This is a genomic window from Neglectibacter sp. CSJ-5 (genome assembly GCF_032490475.1).
GTDB classification, from domain to species: domain Bacteria; phylum Bacillota; class Clostridia; order Oscillospirales; family Acutalibacteraceae; genus Hominenteromicrobium; species Hominenteromicrobium mulieris.
This window is the reverse complement of the sequence record NZ_JAVYJC010000001.1, coordinates 321,223-336,351: the sequence shown is the minus strand read 5'-3', so window position 1 is coordinate 336,351 and position 15,129 is coordinate 321,223. Positions and strand designations below refer to the sequence as shown.

15 protein-coding genes are annotated in these 15,129 nt (G+C 49.7%); 3 read left to right on the top strand and 12 right to left on the bottom strand.

What is annotated here, in order from left to right; genetic code table 11:
* Positions 1 to 533 precede the first annotated feature (533 nt).
* From R2K26_RS01545 to greA, 5 genes are all read right to left on the bottom strand, one after another.
* Positions 534 to 1,922, bottom strand: a complete 1,389-nt coding sequence (locus tag R2K26_RS01545; protein ID WP_316518406.1) for a zinc-ribbon domain-containing protein — start codon at positions 1,920 to 1,922, stop codon at positions 534 to 536.
* A 149-nt stretch (positions 1,923 to 2,071) separates the two neighbouring features.
* Positions 2,072 to 2,524, bottom strand: coding sequence for a VOC family protein (locus tag R2K26_RS01540; protein ID WP_316518405.1), 453 nt, complete (start codon positions 2,522 to 2,524; stop codon positions 2,072 to 2,074).
* A gap of 20 nt (positions 2,525 to 2,544) precedes the next feature.
* Positions 2,545 to 3,168, bottom strand: coding sequence for a type A chloramphenicol O-acetyltransferase (gene catA, locus R2K26_RS01535; protein WP_316518404.1), 624 nt, complete (start codon positions 3,166 to 3,168; stop codon positions 2,545 to 2,547).
* 214 nt (positions 3,169 to 3,382) lie between these two features.
* Positions 3,383 to 5,314 (bottom strand): lysine--tRNA ligase, encoded by a 1,932-nt coding sequence (gene lysS / locus R2K26_RS01530; protein WP_316518402.1) that lies wholly within the window; start codon positions 5,312 to 5,314, stop codon positions 3,383 to 3,385.
* A gap of 79 nt (positions 5,315 to 5,393) precedes the next feature.
* Positions 5,394 to 5,876: a transcription elongation factor GreA gene (greA, locus tag R2K26_RS01525; protein WP_176820141.1), complete on the bottom strand. Its 483-nt coding sequence runs from the start codon at positions 5,874 to 5,876 to the stop codon at positions 5,394 to 5,396.
* Positions 5,877 to 6,202: 326 nt separating this feature from the next.
* Between greA and R2K26_RS01520 the strand changes: the two genes are divergently transcribed.
* Positions 6,203 to 7,027 (top strand): 4Fe-4S binding protein, encoded by an 825-nt coding sequence (locus R2K26_RS01520; protein WP_396897209.1) that lies wholly within the window; start codon positions 6,203 to 6,205, stop codon positions 7,025 to 7,027.
* A gap of 141 nt (positions 7,028 to 7,168) precedes the next feature.
* On the opposite strand, the gene R2K26_RS01515 is transcribed toward R2K26_RS01520, so the two are convergent.
* Positions 7,169 to 7,927: an endonuclease III gene (locus tag R2K26_RS01515; RefSeq protein ID WP_316518399.1), complete on the bottom strand. Its 759-nt coding sequence runs from the start codon at positions 7,925 to 7,927 to the stop codon at positions 7,169 to 7,171.
* A gap of 284 nt (positions 7,928 to 8,211) precedes the next feature.
* Here R2K26_RS01515 and R2K26_RS01510 point away from each other — a divergent pair, with 284 nt between their 5' ends.
* Both R2K26_RS01510 and R2K26_RS01505 read left to right on the top strand, forming a co-directional pair.
* Positions 8,212 to 8,850 (top strand): ECF transporter S component, encoded by a 639-nt coding sequence (locus R2K26_RS01510; protein ID WP_316518397.1) that lies wholly within the window; start codon positions 8,212 to 8,214, stop codon positions 8,848 to 8,850.
* Positions 8,847 to 9,620 carry a type III pantothenate kinase gene (locus R2K26_RS01505; protein ID WP_316518395.1) on the top strand — a complete coding sequence of 258 codons (774 nt, stop codon included), beginning with the start codon at positions 8,847 to 8,849 and terminating at the stop codon, positions 9,618 to 9,620. The genes R2K26_RS01510 and R2K26_RS01505 overlap by 4 nt, the downstream gene beginning before the upstream one ends.
* 84 nt (positions 9,621 to 9,704) lie before the next feature.
* Here the strand turns inward: R2K26_RS01505 and R2K26_RS01500 are convergent, their stop codons facing one another.
* The 6 genes from R2K26_RS01500 to R2K26_RS01475 form a co-directional block, all read right to left on the bottom strand.
* Complete coding sequence (locus tag R2K26_RS01500; RefSeq protein WP_316518393.1) at positions 9,705 to 10,139, bottom strand: NUDIX domain-containing protein; 435 nt, start codon at positions 10,137 to 10,139, stop codon at positions 9,705 to 9,707.
* A 64-nt stretch (positions 10,140 to 10,203) separates the two neighbouring features.
* Positions 10,204 to 11,532 (bottom strand): replication-associated recombination protein A, encoded by a 1,329-nt coding sequence (locus R2K26_RS01495; RefSeq protein ID WP_316518392.1) that lies wholly within the window; start codon positions 11,530 to 11,532, stop codon positions 10,204 to 10,206.
* A gap of 140 nt (positions 11,533 to 11,672) precedes the next feature.
* Entirely contained in the window at positions 11,673 to 12,197 is a 525-nt protein-coding gene (locus R2K26_RS01490; RefSeq protein WP_316518886.1) for a nucleotidyltransferase domain-containing protein, read from the bottom strand.
* A 136-nt stretch (positions 12,198 to 12,333) separates the two neighbouring features.
* Complete coding sequence (locus R2K26_RS01485; RefSeq protein WP_316518390.1) at positions 12,334 to 12,807, bottom strand: hypothetical protein; 474 nt, start codon at positions 12,805 to 12,807, stop codon at positions 12,334 to 12,336.
* Between the two features lie 57 nt (positions 12,808 to 12,864).
* On the bottom strand, positions 12,865 to 13,560 hold the full coding sequence (locus R2K26_RS01480; RefSeq protein ID WP_316518389.1) for an alpha/beta hydrolase-fold protein: 696 nt from the start codon (positions 13,558 to 13,560) through the stop codon (positions 12,865 to 12,867).
* A gap of 227 nt (positions 13,561 to 13,787) precedes the next feature.
* A complete protein-coding gene (locus tag R2K26_RS01475) occupies positions 13,788 to 14,942 on the bottom strand; it encodes an MBL fold metallo-hydrolase (RefSeq protein ID WP_316518387.1) in 1,155 nt (384 codons plus the stop codon).
* Positions 14,943 to 15,129 lie beyond the last annotated feature (187 nt).

Sequence of the window (15,129 nt, the reverse complement as noted above, 5' to 3'; positions counted from 1 at the left end):
GTACTCCGGCAGCTCCGTAGAGAAGTATCATTATCTTTCTGACTGTCATCGCCATATCGGTTGCAATCCGATACTCATAGCAGGAGTTCTCGCTGTTCTGAAATTTTCAGAAGTTTTGGCGTACCCACTAAAGTGGCTATCATCAGAATTAAAGTCTTAACGACCTGTGTATTCAGTTGTCAAAGAACAAGTGAAAAGGCTTCCGTTTTCATCATCAGGAATTAACCCCTTCACTCATTGCACAAAAGGCTTCATTTTGGACACCCAAAATCGCTTCTTTTCCGAAAAAAATTTCAAAAAATTTTTGACAACAAAAAAAGCCGCCTGTTTCGGTTAAAAAACAGACGGCATAAATGCTTGAAACTATTTGATTTTCAGTTTCTTTTTCCTTGCGGACAGCACTTTCAGAAGAACTTCATCTACTGCGTCGGTGTATCTTCCTTGTACTATGAGGTTATTTTTCAGATTGATAAGCGACTGTATCACTCTGCTTTGCTCGTCATCGGTTAGATAAATATGATATTTCTTTTCTCTCATCTGCTACTCCTCCAGTTCTCAAATGTTTTCCTTATTACCCTGACATCTTCTTGTGTGTCGGAAGATATAAATATATGTACGCTCTGAAATGCTGCTTTGATACGCTGTGCATATTCGGGTTCCGCTTCGTTTGGTTTCATCGGCAACTTAATGAGTTTGATTCCACGTTGTTTACAGAGATGTTCCTTTAGTATGTCTATCTTCTCCGAGTCCGTATTCACTTGAATGGCAATCTGCTCCAGTGGGATATATACATCAAGTGGAATGCCGAATAACCTATCAGAGCCAAGTTCAACTTTCAATCCTTTCAAATTGGCATAATAACTGATTACAAGAGCCGGAAACAATGACAGATACTCCTGCTCACATATTCTGCACCCTTTTCCGAGAACAGTACGCTCGTTTATCTTCATACTCCAAGAATGACCGTATCTGCATTGCCACCATGCTCTCTTTGCCGAATTTCTTGAAACTTCTGTCGGTTTTAACTTGTTTAATTCATAATCCCACTCAACAAGCAATTCTCTATCAGTTGTTGCAAGGTCATTGTATCCGGCAAGCACTTCTCGCTCTGCACAGACAGGGCAAACCGTTCCTTTCACACGGGCATTTATAACTGATTTCCACTCGTTTCCACATTTTCTGCAATGCCACCATACATTTTTCCTCGACTTTGCATTGACTTCATTCGGTTGCAGAGGATAGTTTTTCTCTGACCATTCTTTGGCTATCTGTGGGTGTGTACTTTTTAGGTCATTCTTGCCTTTTATAAATGTATAGCCACTGCAACAGGGACATTTACTGCCACCTGAGCGTGTAGAGATAAGCGTATTCCATTCATAACCGCAGGTATTGCACTTCCACCAAGCCTTGCTGTTTGCAAACGCCATAACTTCGGTAGGCTTCTTTTCATTCTTATCAGACCATTCGTCTGCAACTTCCGGGAACAGGGTTGCAAGGTCGTTAAATCCTGCAAGCACTTTGTTATGGGAGCAGTACGGGCAACCTGTTTTGTTGATGGTTCTGCTCTTTACAGTGGCTATCCATTCGTGTCCTAATTTACACTTCCATATCACTTTCTTGTGTGAGCCGATAGATACATCTGTCGGCTTGATTTCATTTTTCTCTGACCACTCCGAAGCCAATTCCGGCTTCAATGTACTTAAATCGTTAATTCCCTCAATCACTCTCGCACCGGAGCATATGGGACATTTCTCGCCACTGGAACGAGCCTTTATACTTGTTTCCCATTCGTGACCGCAAGTGCCTTTCCACCATACTTTTTTATTCGAGCCGAAAGTCACATTGTCCGGTGTCAGTGGTAAATTCTTCTCCGACCACTCGGCAACTAATTCGGGATGTACTGCTGATAAACTGTTACTCATATCAAAACCTCCACTTCCTCTGTGATTAAAGTATATGAAGTTTCGGCTTTTTCTTGTAGTTTACGAATATCCGTAAAATCAAAAAAGCCCTTTGAGAAAAGATTTCTCCTCTCTCAAAGGGCTCAATTAACTTTAATTTGTTTATTATTTTACAAAGGTTGCATCATCTCAAGAATGATTCCATCCGGGTCTTTGAAGTAAAATGCTTTGCTTTTACCAAATCCTTGTGAACTAAAATCAAAATACTGTGGTTCAGACAAGCACTCCACATGATTTTCGATAAGGACTTTGTAGACAGAATCAATGTCATCCGTGTAAAAGCATACTTCTGAGATAGATGTCGTAAACAAGTCTGATTTTACTTTATTTACATCCTCGTCTATAAATTGAATCAGTTCGATTGGTGGGGCTTCAACTGCCTTAGAACCATTCAAATAAGCAACTCTTGTCTTACAATTTTCCTTACGGAACATTTTATCTGTCTCTTCGCCTTCCATAAAGATTTCTCCCTGGAATTCAAGTCCAAGGACATCTTTGTAAAATGCAATTGACCTATCTAAATCTGAAACTGTCAATCCAACATGATATATTCTTCCAACCATTTTTATCTCTCCTAAATATGTCAATCGTTTATTAAATCTTGAAGTTCATTTATAAAGCGACAGATATGAAATCCATCACATACTGCATGATGCACTTGGATGGCAAGAGGAAGTATGATTTTTCCATCATCTCTGTAATATTTTCCCATCGTAAAAATAGGAATCAAATAATCATATCCTTTCTGCAAATTCAGATTGAAGCCATCAAAGGTTGACCATGGTATCATCGATACATTAAAAACATTTTCGGGTACATCTGGTTTTCCTATCATTCCATAATTACTTCCATACTGTTGCATATCATTTGCATACGCCATAGAAAATGCTTCAAAGTCTGATATATATGGTGTCCAAAGGTTGGAAAATGTTTCTGTATCCTCGTGAAAGATAGTATAACTGGGCATCATTTCATCATATATACCTAATTCACCTGCCTGATTAATTGCAGTTCTAAACTCAGAATGGCGATTTACAATTGTTGCAAGGTAATACAGCATAGCAGGATATAGCTTCAATCGCTTTTCCTTTATTTGTGTAATATCCAATTTCACAGTCATGCTGTATGTACAAGGTACATTAGTAAAGTAGTGTTCAAAATATTCATTTCGCTTCCAACTATTCCTATCTATTTTTTCAAATCCCATTTTAGCGACCCTCACAATCCCGATTTATTCTTCTCTCATTTTTGAAAATGGGCAATTCCGCAATGGAACTGCCCATATATTTTGAAAATTATGCGATTTTTAAGGCTCTGCACCGTTTCAAGCACCATTTGGTGTAAATTTGGTGTATTTGTGTATTTTCAGAGCTTTTTCACAAATGAAGTACATCCCGTTTTATAGGGTAAAACGGTACTTCTTAGTAGAGCTTTGCACCTGCCGGAATTCTGTCATCTACCATCAGAAGGTTCAGTCCCTCGTGACCGTCTTCCTCGTGTACTGCTGAAATCAGCATACCTTCGGAATCAATTCCCATCATCTTTCTCGGTGGCAGGTTCACGATAGCGATTGCTGTCTTACCAACCAGCTCTTCCGGCTCATAATACTCGTGAATACCGCTTAAAATCACACGGTCTTTGCGTTCTCCGTCATCTAATGTAAACTTCAGAAGCTTCTTTGACTTCGGTACTGCTTCGCAAGCTAAAATCTTAACTGCACGGAAATCAGACTTACTGAATGTATCGAAATCTACCATTTCTTCAAAGATTGGCTCTACCTTTACCTTAGAAAAATCAATCTTTTCCGGCTCTGAATTTGGTGTAGAAACCTCTTTAGAACTTACACCATTTTCGGATTTTACACCACCGAGGGTCTTCATTGTCGGGAACAGCAAAACATCGCGGATGGCCGGGGAATCCGTCAGCAGCATCACAAGGCGGTCGATGCCGTAGCCGATGCCACCCGTCGGGGGCATGCCGTACTCAAGCGCATTCAGGAAGTCCTCGTCCGTGTGGTTCGCTTCCTCGTCGCCCGCAGCAAACGCCGCGTCCTGCGCCGCAAAACGCTCTCTCTGGTCGATCGGGTCGTTCAGCTCGGAGTACGCGTTGCACATTTCCCACGTGTTGATGAACAGCTCAAAGCGCTCCACCTTCGTCGGGTCGCTCGGCTTCTTCTTCGTCAGCGGAGAAATCGCCAGCGGGTGGTCCATGATGAACGTCGGCTGAATGAGCTCCTTCTCGCAGTATTCCTCAAAGAACAGGTTGATGATGTCGCCCTTCGTGTGGCGCTCCTCATATTCAATGTGGTGCTCTTTTGCAAGCGCCTTCGCTTCTTCGTCGGTCTTCACCTCGTCAAAGTCGATGCCCGCATACTTCTTGATGGCGTCGTTCATCGTCAAGCGCGCAAACGGCTTCGAGAGGTCGATTTCCACGCCGTTATACGTGATGACCGCGCTGCCGCACACCTTCTCGGCAAGGTAACGGAACATGTTCTCCGTCAGCTCCATCATGCCGTAATAATCCGTGTAGGCCTGGTAAAGCTCCATCAGCGTGAACTCCGGATTGTGGCGCGTATCGACGCCCTCGTTGCGGAACACACGGCCAATCTCGTAAACCTTTTCAAGGCCGCCTACGATGAGGCGCTTCAGGTAAAGCTCCAGAGAAATACGCAGCTTCACGTCTTCGTTCAGCGCGTTATAATGCGTCTCAAACGGACGCGCCGCCGCACCGCCGGCATTCGAAACCAGCATCGGGGTCTCCACTTCCATAAATCCTCTGCCGTCGAGGAAATTGCGGATCTCCTTAATGATCTTCGAGCGCTTCACAAACGTGTCCTTCACTTCCGGGTTCACGATGAGATCGACGTATCTCTGGCGGTAGCGCATATCGGTGTTCGTCAGGCCGTGGAACTTCTCCGGCAGCACCTGCAGGCTCTTCGAGAGCAGCGTCACAGCCGAAGCGTGAATGGAAATCTCGCCGGTTTTTGTCTTGAACACCTCGCCGCGCACGCCGATGATGTCGCCGATGTCAAATTTCTTAAAATCCTTGTAGCTGTCTTCGCCCACGGCGTCACGCGCCACATAGCACTGGATTCCGCCCTTTAAGTCCTGCACATTGCAGAACGATGCCTTGCCCATGACGCGCTTGCTCATCATACGGCCGGCCACCACAACTTCTTTGTCCTCAAGCGCGTCAAAATCGTCTTTAATTTCCGCGCTGTGGTGCGTCACATCAAATTTCGTGATCTGGAACGGGTCTTTGCCGTCTTCTACAAGCTGAGCGAGCTTCTCTCTGCGCACGCGCAGCACTTCGGTCAGTTCCGCTTCCGTTTCCGGGGTCTTCTTTTCTGCCATTTTCTGCCTTCCTTTCCCCGCCGCACGGCGGTCACAAAAAAAGCGGGCGGATTTTCCATCCGCACCGCCTGATTCTCAATTAAGATACGGAGATGATCGTGTACTCCACGATGCCTGCGGGTGTCTCCACTTCAACGGTCTGTCCGACCTTCGCGCCGACAAGTGCTTTGCCCACGGCGGATTCATCGGAGATCTTGCCCTGGCGCGGGTTTGCTTCGTTAGAGCCCACAATGCTGAAGCTGCGCTCGGCTTCGCTGCCGTCCGCACGCTTCGTTTTTACAAATACGGAAGAACCGATGTGCACGGTATCCGCCGCAAGGTTTTCCTTCTCAATGACGCGTGCGTTGCTCACCATCACTTCAAGGTCGGCGATGCGCGCCTCAAGGATAGCCTGGTCGTTCTTTGCTTCGTCATATTCGCTGTTCTCGGAAAGGTCGCCGAAAGAAAGCGCTTCTTTAATTTTTTCCGCAACTTCTTTTCTGCGGTTGACCTTCAAATCCTCCAGCTCAGCCTGCAATGCCGCAAGGCCTTCCTCTGTAACATAATATGCCTTTTCTGCCATAGTAAATAAACCACCTTTATTTGTAATTCCGAAAAACGGGTAAATGCGTACACTAATGTTCTTTATTATAGCGATTTTGGTACCAAATGTCAATGTTTTTTAAGGCGGAAAAGTGTACAGAATAAGCCGTTTTCCCGCCCTATCTTTGCTCATTTCCCCCATTCCCGCCCTACGCCGCACAAAGCCCCCGCTTCTTTCATAAAATGCCTTTTCCGTTATGCGATAGATTTCCCTTGTGTTTTATACGGGATATGGTAGAATGAAAGCGTAAAATTAAATTTTCAAACGCACAACATGTGCAAAGCACAGTTACAAGGAGGCTCATCTTGAAAAAGTATCGGGCATCGGTTTTGATGTTTCTGCTTTTTGAAGGCGTAGCGGTTACGCTGTGGCTTACAAAAAGCAACCTGTTTTATTTATTCAATTTCAGCTACATAGGTTCTTGCCTTTCGGTCGGCTTAGCGCTTTTCACCGCGGGAAAACGCTATGCGCGGCAGTTCGTGCAGCTCGCAGTCGGTCTTTACATGCTCGTGTATCTGGGGCTGATGTCGCAGGAGAACATGCAGATTGAAGGCTTTTGGTACTATCTGTTTTCCGGCGTGTTCGAGGCGGCGACGATTCACTACGCCGTCGCAAAAATTTTCGGCCCGCTGCTTTTCGGCCGCGGCTGGTGCGGTTATGCCTGCTGGACAGCCATGGTCTTAGACTTGCTCCCGTTCAAAGTGCCGCAAAAGCCCCGCAAAGAAAAACTGGGCACGCTGCGCTATGTGATGTTCGCGCTCTCGTTCGCGCTCGTCTCCGCCCTGTTCCTGATGAAGTTCTCGAACCTCGAGCGCATCATGTTCTGGCTGTTCCTCATCGGCAACATTCTTTACTATGCCGGCGGCATCGCGCTCGCGTTTATTTTTAAGGATAACCGCGCGTTCTGCAAATATCTTTGCCCGATCACGGTCTTCTTAAAGCCGATGAGCTATTTTTCACTCCTGCGCGTACATTGCGATGAAAGCAAATGTGTCCAATGCGGCAAATGCCTGAAGGTTTGCCCGATGAACGTCGAGGTCAACAAAGAAAGCCGAAAGCGCAAAAACGCCACGGAGTGCATCCTGTGCTATGCATGCACCAAGGTCTGTCCCAAAAAAGCGCTGCACTAAAACGCTGTAAACCCTGTATATAAGAAAAGCTACGGTACCCGCGAGCGCCGTAGTTTTTTTATGTTCTCTTTTACGCCTTCACTTTCACCGGGATCAGCAAATCGATTTGCTGATTCCCCCGCTTTCCTGACTGTGCAAAATTCAAGCACGGAGATTTTCAGTTTTATCCAAACGCCGTGCGCAAAAGGGTCGTATCGGACATTGTCCGCACAATGGCTCCGTCGGCCGGCAGATATTTCGGCCTAAGGCCCAGAACGGCGAAGTTAAATAACCCGGAAACTTAGGGTTCAGCCGCCGCGCCGCTTCCGTTACGTCTTTCAATGTATCTTTTTCGCAGAACCCGGCGCGCAGAAAAATACGCCGAATATGCACATCATACGCAATATCTATATTTTCTTTATCTGATATTTCGACACCCAAATCGCGCCAAAGCAGCAAACAAGCAAGTGAAGCCTTTTTGTGGCTGATTCCAGAGAACGCCTCCAACCGCTCTACGATCTCCATGGCAGTCACATTGCCCCAGATATTCTCGGCGCAGCCGTCGTATTCCGATGTAAGTCTTTCGGCTGCCGACCACAAATACCGCCCCATATTGCCAGGATAGCGATGCAATGCCGGCTTTGTGCGTAGCAGTGTGCCTATTTCTTCCGACGAGCTTTCTTTGGCAATCTTCTGCATGGAAAAATGCCCTAACCGCTGCGCCAATTTATACGGCAGTGACCATGCGGTCTCTGCTTTCACCGATTGATCCGCAATCAGCCCAAACAAAAATGCATTGCTGTCACGCATCACGAAATCGCGCTCTGCATCTGTCAAAAGTCCGCCGTTAAATATGTTTTCTGACGTTCCGAATGTCATTTCATAATTCTGCAAAGCGTTTAAAATATCCTTATTTTCCACTGTGCACCTCCAAAATCAAGCTTTTCAATACAACTGAATTTCTTAATTTCATTATAGCACAGCTTTTCAGTATCGCAATACAGAATTTCTCGTCCCTGCTTGAGGTGGCGAGATTGGGCTCACTTTTCATCTTTCGTCCTCCACTCGGGCTAAGCCCGGTTTATCACTTTACGCCGCGTCAAAGTCAATAGAAAACATTGCGATTTTTCAAAATCTGTGCTATACTTCTTTCGTATTGTATTGTATCTCCTACGGAGAATAATAACAAGAAAGGAAAATTGAATATGAACAAGAAATTTAACGCAAAACAGCTCACTCTGCTCGGCCTGATGACGGCGCTTTTGCTGCTGATGTCCTTTACGCCGCTCGGCTATCTGAACATCGGGCCGCTTGCCATCACGTTCAACGTTATCCCGGTCGCCGTGTCCGCACTGGCCCTCGGACCTGTAGGTGGTCTCATCGCAGGATCCGTCTTCGGCCTCACAAGCTTTTTGCAGTGCATCGGCATCGGCGGCGTAAGCATGCTCGGGTCCACGCTTTTTAGCATCAACCCGTTTTTCTCCATTTTGCTGTGCTTTGTCCCGCGTATGCTGGACGGCTTTTTGCTCGGCTACATCTTCCGCTGTGTCAGTAAGCTGAACCGCGTCGCCGCGTGCTTCGTCACGGGCTTCGCCGCTGCGTTCTTAAATACGCTTTTCTTCATGTCCGCACTCATCTTGCTTTTCGGGCAAACCGAGTACATGCAGGGCTTGATTAACGGCCAAAACATTCTGCTGTTCGTCTGCGCGTTCGTCGGCGTCAATGCCGTGTTCGAGATGCTCTCGTCCACCGTCATCACCGGCGCCGTCGGCAGCGTCCTCTTAAAAGCTGGGTTTATTCAAACACCCGCTAAAAAAGCAGATTTAAAGGAGGTCCTCCCATGATCTTAGCCATCGATATCGGCAACACCAACATTGTCATCGGCTGTTGTGCCGATGGACAGGTCATTTTCCGCGAGCGCGTCTCCACAAACCCCACCGCAACGGCGCTCGAATATGCCGCCATGCTCAAAATGGCGTTTGATATGAACCGCGCAGACATCACCGCGGTTGACGGCGCGATTCTCTCGTCCGTCGTCCCGGCCGTCACGCTCACCATGCGCAACGCGGTGCACAAATACCTGCACCTCACGCCGCTCGTCGTCGGCCCCGGCATCAAAACCGGCCTGCGCATCCACATCGATAATCCCGCCCAGCTCGGCAGCGACCTCGTCGTGGACGCCGTCGCGGGCATCCACCACTATCCCCTCCCGCAGATCATCATCGATATGGGTACCGCCACCACTGTCTCCGTTCTGGATGCGGAGGGCGGATACCGCGGCGGCATGATTCTGCCGGGTGTGGCCGTCTCGCACGATGCCCTCGCAAGCCGCACCGCGCAGCTGCCGAAGGTCGCGTTCGAACTGCCGAAGCACACCATCGGCACAAATTCCGTAGATTGCCTCAAAAGCGGCCTGCTCTACGGCAACGCCGGTGCACTGGACGGCCTCATCGACCGCATCAACGCGGAATTAAACACCCCCTGCACGGTCGTCGCAACCGGCGGACTCTCCTCCGTCATCGCGCCTCTTTGCCGCAACAAGATCATCTTAGATGACGACCTGCTCCTCAAAGGGCTCTCCATCCTCTTTGAAAAAAACAAACCGAAAAACTGAAGACGCCCCCGGCGCTTCAAGTCAATACAATACACACAAAAAGCACGCAGATTTTCATGCTCTGCGTGCTTTCTTTATGTCCGTTTATACGCCGAACCCCCGTCTTTCCGCCTCTTTCAAAAGCGCCGGCTGAATTTCCGGGTACGTCTGGTTTTCCGGCAGAGCGTCGCATAATACAATTTTCTCCATCTCGCTGTGTATCTCCCCAAACGATGCGATTTCCGCATAAAACAGTCCGCCGAACGATTCTTTACCCGTCTCGTTCACGCGCGTTTTGCCCGTCACGGAGTACACGCAGATCGGACGAATCTCAAATTTCACCGCACCCGTTTCTTCCATAAGCTCGCGCTTCGCCGTCTCTGCAATCGCCTCGCCCGTCTCTCTGTGCCCGCCCAGACACTCCAGTGTCTCGCGCTCCTTGTGCTTACAAAACACCCATTTTCCGTCATGCTTCGCAATAACAACTGCAAAACGCAGCAGCTCGTCTTTCACATCTTCGTAAAACTTAACCGCCAACATAAAACGCCCCCGAATTTTCACGCTCTCTCGTCAATCGTTGTCAAAAGTTTTGCTCAACGCAACCTCACTTCTTCCTCCGCTCCGCCTTCCACGCTTCAATCTGCCGCAGTCGCTCCTTCACCCTTGCTTCGCTGCCCTGTTCCGTCGGTCTGTAATACTTCTTTCCGGCAAGCGAATCCGGCAAGCACTGCATCGCGGTCAGTTTTTCCGCCGTATCGTGCGCATATTCGTACCCCTCGCCGTAATGCAGCTCCTTCATAAGCCGTGTAGGCGCGTTGCGGATGACAAGCGGCACCGGCTCGGAGAGCATTTTCTGTGCGTCCTTTTTCGCGCTCTCATACGCCACATACAGCGCGTTTGATTTCGGCGCCATCGACAAATACACCACGGCGTGCGTCAAATTCACCGAGCACTCCGGCATACCGATAAAATGGCTCGCCTGATACGCCGCCACGGCGATCTCCAGTGCGCGGCTGTCCGCCATGCCCACGTCCTCGCTCGCGAACCGAATGAGCCGCCGCGCCACATACAGCGGGTCTTCGCCCGCCTCCAGCATACGCGAAAGCCAGTAGACCGCCGCGTCCGGGTCGCTGTTGCGCATCGATTTGTGCAGCGCCGAAATGTTGTTGTAGTGCTCCTCGCCGGTTTTGTCGTACAAAAGCGACTTTCGGCTGATGCACTGCTCCAGCGTCTCCATCGTCACGGTCGTCTTGTCTCCCTCGCGGTGCCCGTTCAAAACGACCATCTCCAGCGTCCCCAGTGCCGTTCGCGCGTCGCCGTTTGCAAACGCCGCCAGCATTTTCAACATCTCGTCGGTGATCTCCACCGTCTGGTTACCGAAGCCGCGCGGGTCTTTGATTGCGCGCTTCATCAGCTCCACAAGCTCATCCTCGGAAAGCGCCTGCAAAACGAACACCTTGCAGCGCGACAAAAGTGCGGCGTTCACCTCAAATGAGGGGTTCTCCGTCGTCGCACCGATAAGCACGATGCTGCCCTTTTCCACAAACGGCAAAAACGCGTCCTGCTGCGCCTTATTAAAGCGATGGATTTCGTCGATGAACAGCAGCGTGCGCTCGCCCATGCGGTGGTTCTGCTCCGCCTCGCTCATCACGCCGCGAATTTCCTTGATGCCGCTCGTCACAGCGCTGAAATTGATGAAATTCGCCTTCGTCCGCGCCGCAATAATTTGCGCCAGCGTCGTTTTACCCACGCCCGGCGGCCCCCAGAAAATCATGGAAGACACGCGGTCTTCTTCAATCAGCTGCCGCAGCACCTTGCCCTTGCCGAGCAAATGGCGCTGCCCCGCAAATTCCTCCAGCGTCCGCGGCCGCATCCGCGTCGCAAGCGGCATGTCCTGCCCCGCCCGGTTTTCAAATAAGCTCTGCTGTTCCATTTCGCGTCTCCTCCCGTCTGCAAAACCTGCATAAGCCCTGACTTTTGATCACGCAAACCTGTGCAAATTACATTCAATTCGCTTTCCGCCAAAACAGCACCTCCGAAAGTGCCCCGTTTTCACGCGCAGCTCCACGGTTTTCACCGCTCCAAAGCCCCGTTCGGCCGTATATTCACCATGCTTTTCAAGTAAGCGATCCATGCAGATAAGCTTTCCCTGTCAAATTCCCGCAGGGCTTTTGCATATAACCTGAACGCCTCTGCATCGCTTTTTTCCATAAGCCGCAGCGTCTTTTTGGGCCATTCCACTTCCTGCGCGACCTCCGTCACCGTTTTCTTCGGAAGATGCTCGATGTAGTCAAGGACTTTCGCTTTTAACTGCCCGGCAATGCCGTGCTCGTCCAGTACGATTTTCCCGTCCCAAACCTGCACAAACTCCTCCGGGTCATAGTCCGCTGAAAACGTTTCCGCCGGATATACGAACACGTCCAGCACCACGCCGTCCACAATGGACGAATCGTGTGCTTTTTCTTTCCCCGCGATGATAAGCGCGTCAAAATCGCTATTCAAATTCGCACTTCCGTCTGCAAACGAGCCGTAAACAATAACCGCATCCGGCTGATACGTCTTCTTCAAATAGCCCACAATTTTCTCTGTATTTACCATTTCTTTCACCCAAAAATTCGCTCCACACGTCGTTCAAAACCGCAGAAAAACACACCGTCTTCATGTATAAAGCTCAAAACACGCGAAAACGCCCGCATTAGCCTACACCCCTCCATTTTCAGCCCGATTTCACTGTTCACGGCTGCAAAATCTCGTTCAGCCGCAATTCGACCATGGTTTTCAGGAACGGCAGACCATTTAAATCGGCGTTATCCACGCGAAATGTACACATGCACACACCGGAAATGCGTTTGCCGAACACGGTTTTCACCCGTCCGCCACCGCATGCGCCGCATTTTTCGCAGCGATTCACGTATTTCAGGCCGATCTCCGACGTTTCCGCGTCACCTAACGGCGCTTCATACGCCGCGCTGTTGTCTGACCACACTGTCCACGCATTTTCAGGCTCGTCGGGATCTTTCACTGCGATAAAACATACGCAATTTTTGTCCGATCTCGCCCAATAATAGATCTTTTCCGCCCAGTCGCCCGAGCGGTCGCGGTGAAACATCAGCCCGTGCGACTTCAAAAACGCAGTAAATTTCAGTGCCGTTTCCCGCATTTCGCCGGTCAGATTTTTCGAAATCTCCCGCTCGATCTGCTCTTGCATTACGCTTCGCCCCTCTCCGTTTTCCACCATCATTAACGATTAAAACCGCATTTCGTCTTACTTTTCCACCGTTTTTGCCATCATGGTCAAAAGTCTGCGCACGGCGCGCTGCCAGCGTTTGGTGACGCCCTTGCCGTGCCCGCCTTGATTCCACTCGAAGAATATCTTGCAGCCGTGATTGCTTAAAATCTCCTTCGCCTTTTCCGTGCAGTCGCCCACCGTCCGCATGACGGGCGGGCCGCCGAGCGGTTCGCGGTCGCCGAGGGATAAGTATATTGTGGTGTCCTTTTTAGGCGGACAGTTCTCCAAATATTTCAAAAACTGCGGGTACCACAAAGAGCCGGAAAGGCTTGCACCTGCACCGAATTTTTCCGTTTTCGTCAGCGCCCAAAGCGCAAATAATCCGCCGAGCGAGTACCCCAGCAGCGCACAGTTTTCGGGTTCCGTCGGCGCGCCGAAACGCTCCTCTAAATACGGCAGCGCCGTGTCTGTCAGGAATTTTAAGTAGTCTTCCCCGCCGCCCGAAAACGGCTCACCGGGCCAAATGGGCTCCGCTTCCCATGGGATGAAATCCCGGCCGCCGTCGATTTCCGTAGAAAAAAATAATACCTCCGGCGCATCTTCGGCGAGTAGCATCATCAGCTTTTCCATCTCCCACCCGCACAGCACATAGAGCCGCTTGGGTTTTCCCTCCGGCAAAAGGCAGGTGCAGAGACGGCCATCGAGCGTGAATACAATCGGATTTTTGGGCATAGTATCCCCCTTAAAAAACGGAGGCCTGTTCGTTCACTGCACGCAAAACGCGGTTTTGTGCACGCTCACGCACACCGTTTTAATCGAACTATTGTTTCTTTTAGCCAGTATAACACATTTTTTCGCAAAAAGCAAGGACATGAGAGGCCATTACAGGACATCTTTTTGCACAAAAATCCCGGCCGAAATTTTACGACCGGGATGTTGCTTAAAGCTTCAATTTCAGTTTACTTGCACAACTCATCTGCGAGGGCGTCAATCTGGGCGCGGGAGGCATCGTTCAAGGCGCACTTTACGGTGACGGTGGTATCCGTGTAGGTGAGGTTCTTGCTCGTTTCCAGCATCTTTTTCATGACCTTTGCCGCCATAGGCGCCCACGCGCCGTTTTCAATCATGCCGACGGTACGGCCCTGATAATTGCGAGCGGTGAGATGGTCGATAAAGCTCTGCATATGCGGGAAAATCGTCGCATTATAGGTCGTTGTGGCGAGCACGAGCTTGCTGTAACGGAACGCATCGGCAACGACCTCCGCCATATCGCAACGGGCGAGGTCTGCGACAACAACGTTCGGGCAGCCGCGCTGATTCAGCTTTTCGGCAAGCTCCTCCACAGCTTCTTTCGTGTGGCCATAGATGGAGGTGTAGGCGATGACAACGCCCTCGTCTTCGACCGCGTAGGACGACCATGTGTTGTATTTATCAAGATAATAGCCGAGATTTTCGTTTAAAACCGGGCCGTGCAGCGGGCAAATGATGGCGATGTCGAGCGCGGCGGCTTTTTTAAGGAGCGCCTGCACCTGTGCGCCGTACTTGCCGACGATGCCGATGTAGTAACGGCGGGCTTCGTCTGCCCAATCTTCCTCCACGTCAAGCGCACCGAACTTGCCGAAGCCGTCTGCGGAAAAGAGGACTTTATCTGTACTGTCGTATGTGACGATAACCTCCGGCCAGTGCACCATGGGCGCGGTGACAAACGTCAAAGTATGACGACCGAGCTTGAGCGTACTGCCCTCGCCGACGACAACCTTGCGCTCCGGGAAATCCGTGCCGAAGAACTGCTGCATCATGACGAACGCCTTGGCAGAGGAGACAATCTGCGCCTCCGGGTATGTCTCCATAAAGACGGCGATATTGGCGGAATGGTCCGGCTCCATGTGCTGCACAACGAGGTAATCCGGACGACGGCCGTTAAGCACCGTTTCAAGGTTTTGCAGCCATTCCACGCCGAAGTGGGCGTCTACCGTATCCATGACGGCAACTTTTTCATCGAGGATGACATAGGAATTATAGGACATGCCGTTTTCTACGGTGTACTGTCCCTCAAAAAGGTCTACGTCGTGGTCGTTTACGCCGATATAGCGAATATCTTCTGTTACAAACATGTAAAAGCACTCCCTTATGTTTTGAATGTTCTGATTTCAGTATACCACAGTTTTCGCACGATGCAAATGCTTTTTAAAGATAGTGAAATGCCAGGCGCAGCGCAGACAGATTCGGTGTGAAGCTGCGCGACCTGTGCCGAAAGCTTGTGAGGAAGAATACCGGCACGTGTGATACGCAAAAACGGCG

Coding starts and splice junctions, on each gene's coding strand:
- R2K26_RS01545 (WP_316518406.1), bottom strand. CDS start 1,922: ATGAGTAACAGTTTATCAGCAGTACATCCCGAATTAGTTGCCGAGTGG.
- R2K26_RS01540 (WP_316518405.1), bottom strand. CDS start 2,524: ATGGTTGGAAGAATATATCATGTTGGATTGACAGTTTCAGATTTAGAT.
- catA (WP_316518404.1), bottom strand. CDS start 3,168: ATGGGATTTGAAAAAATAGATAGGAATAGTTGGAAGCGAAATGAATAT.
- lysS (WP_316518402.1), bottom strand. CDS start 5,314: ATGGCAGAAAAGAAGACCCCGGAAACGGAAGCGGAACTGACCGAAGTG.
- greA (WP_176820141.1), bottom strand. CDS start 5,876: ATGGCAGAAAAGGCATATTATGTTACAGAGGAAGGCCTTGCGGCATTG.
- R2K26_RS01510 (WP_316518397.1), top strand. CDS start 8,212: ATGAACAAGAAATTTAACGCAAAACAGCTCACTCTGCTCGGCCTGATG.
- R2K26_RS01505 (WP_316518395.1), top strand. CDS start 8,847: ATGATCTTAGCCATCGATATCGGCAACACCAACATTGTCATCGGCTGT.
- R2K26_RS01500 (WP_316518393.1), bottom strand. CDS start 10,139: ATGTTGGCGGTTAAGTTTTACGAAGATGTGAAAGACGAGCTGCTGCGT.
- R2K26_RS01495 (WP_316518392.1), bottom strand. CDS start 11,532: ATGGAACAGCAGAGCTTATTTGAAAACCGGGCGGGGCAGGACATGCCG.
- R2K26_RS01490 (WP_316518886.1), bottom strand. CDS start 12,197: ATGGTAAATACAGAGAAAATTGTGGGCTATTTGAAGAAGACGTATCAG.
- R2K26_RS01485 (WP_316518390.1), bottom strand. CDS start 12,807: ATGCAAGAGCAGATCGAGCGGGAGATTTCGAAAAATCTGACCGGCGAA.
- R2K26_RS01480 (WP_316518389.1), bottom strand. CDS start 13,560: ATGCCCAAAAATCCGATTGTATTCACGCTCGATGGCCGTCTCTGCACC.
- R2K26_RS01475 (WP_316518387.1), bottom strand. CDS start 14,942: ATGTTTGTAACAGAAGATATTCGCTATATCGGCGTAAACGACCACGAC.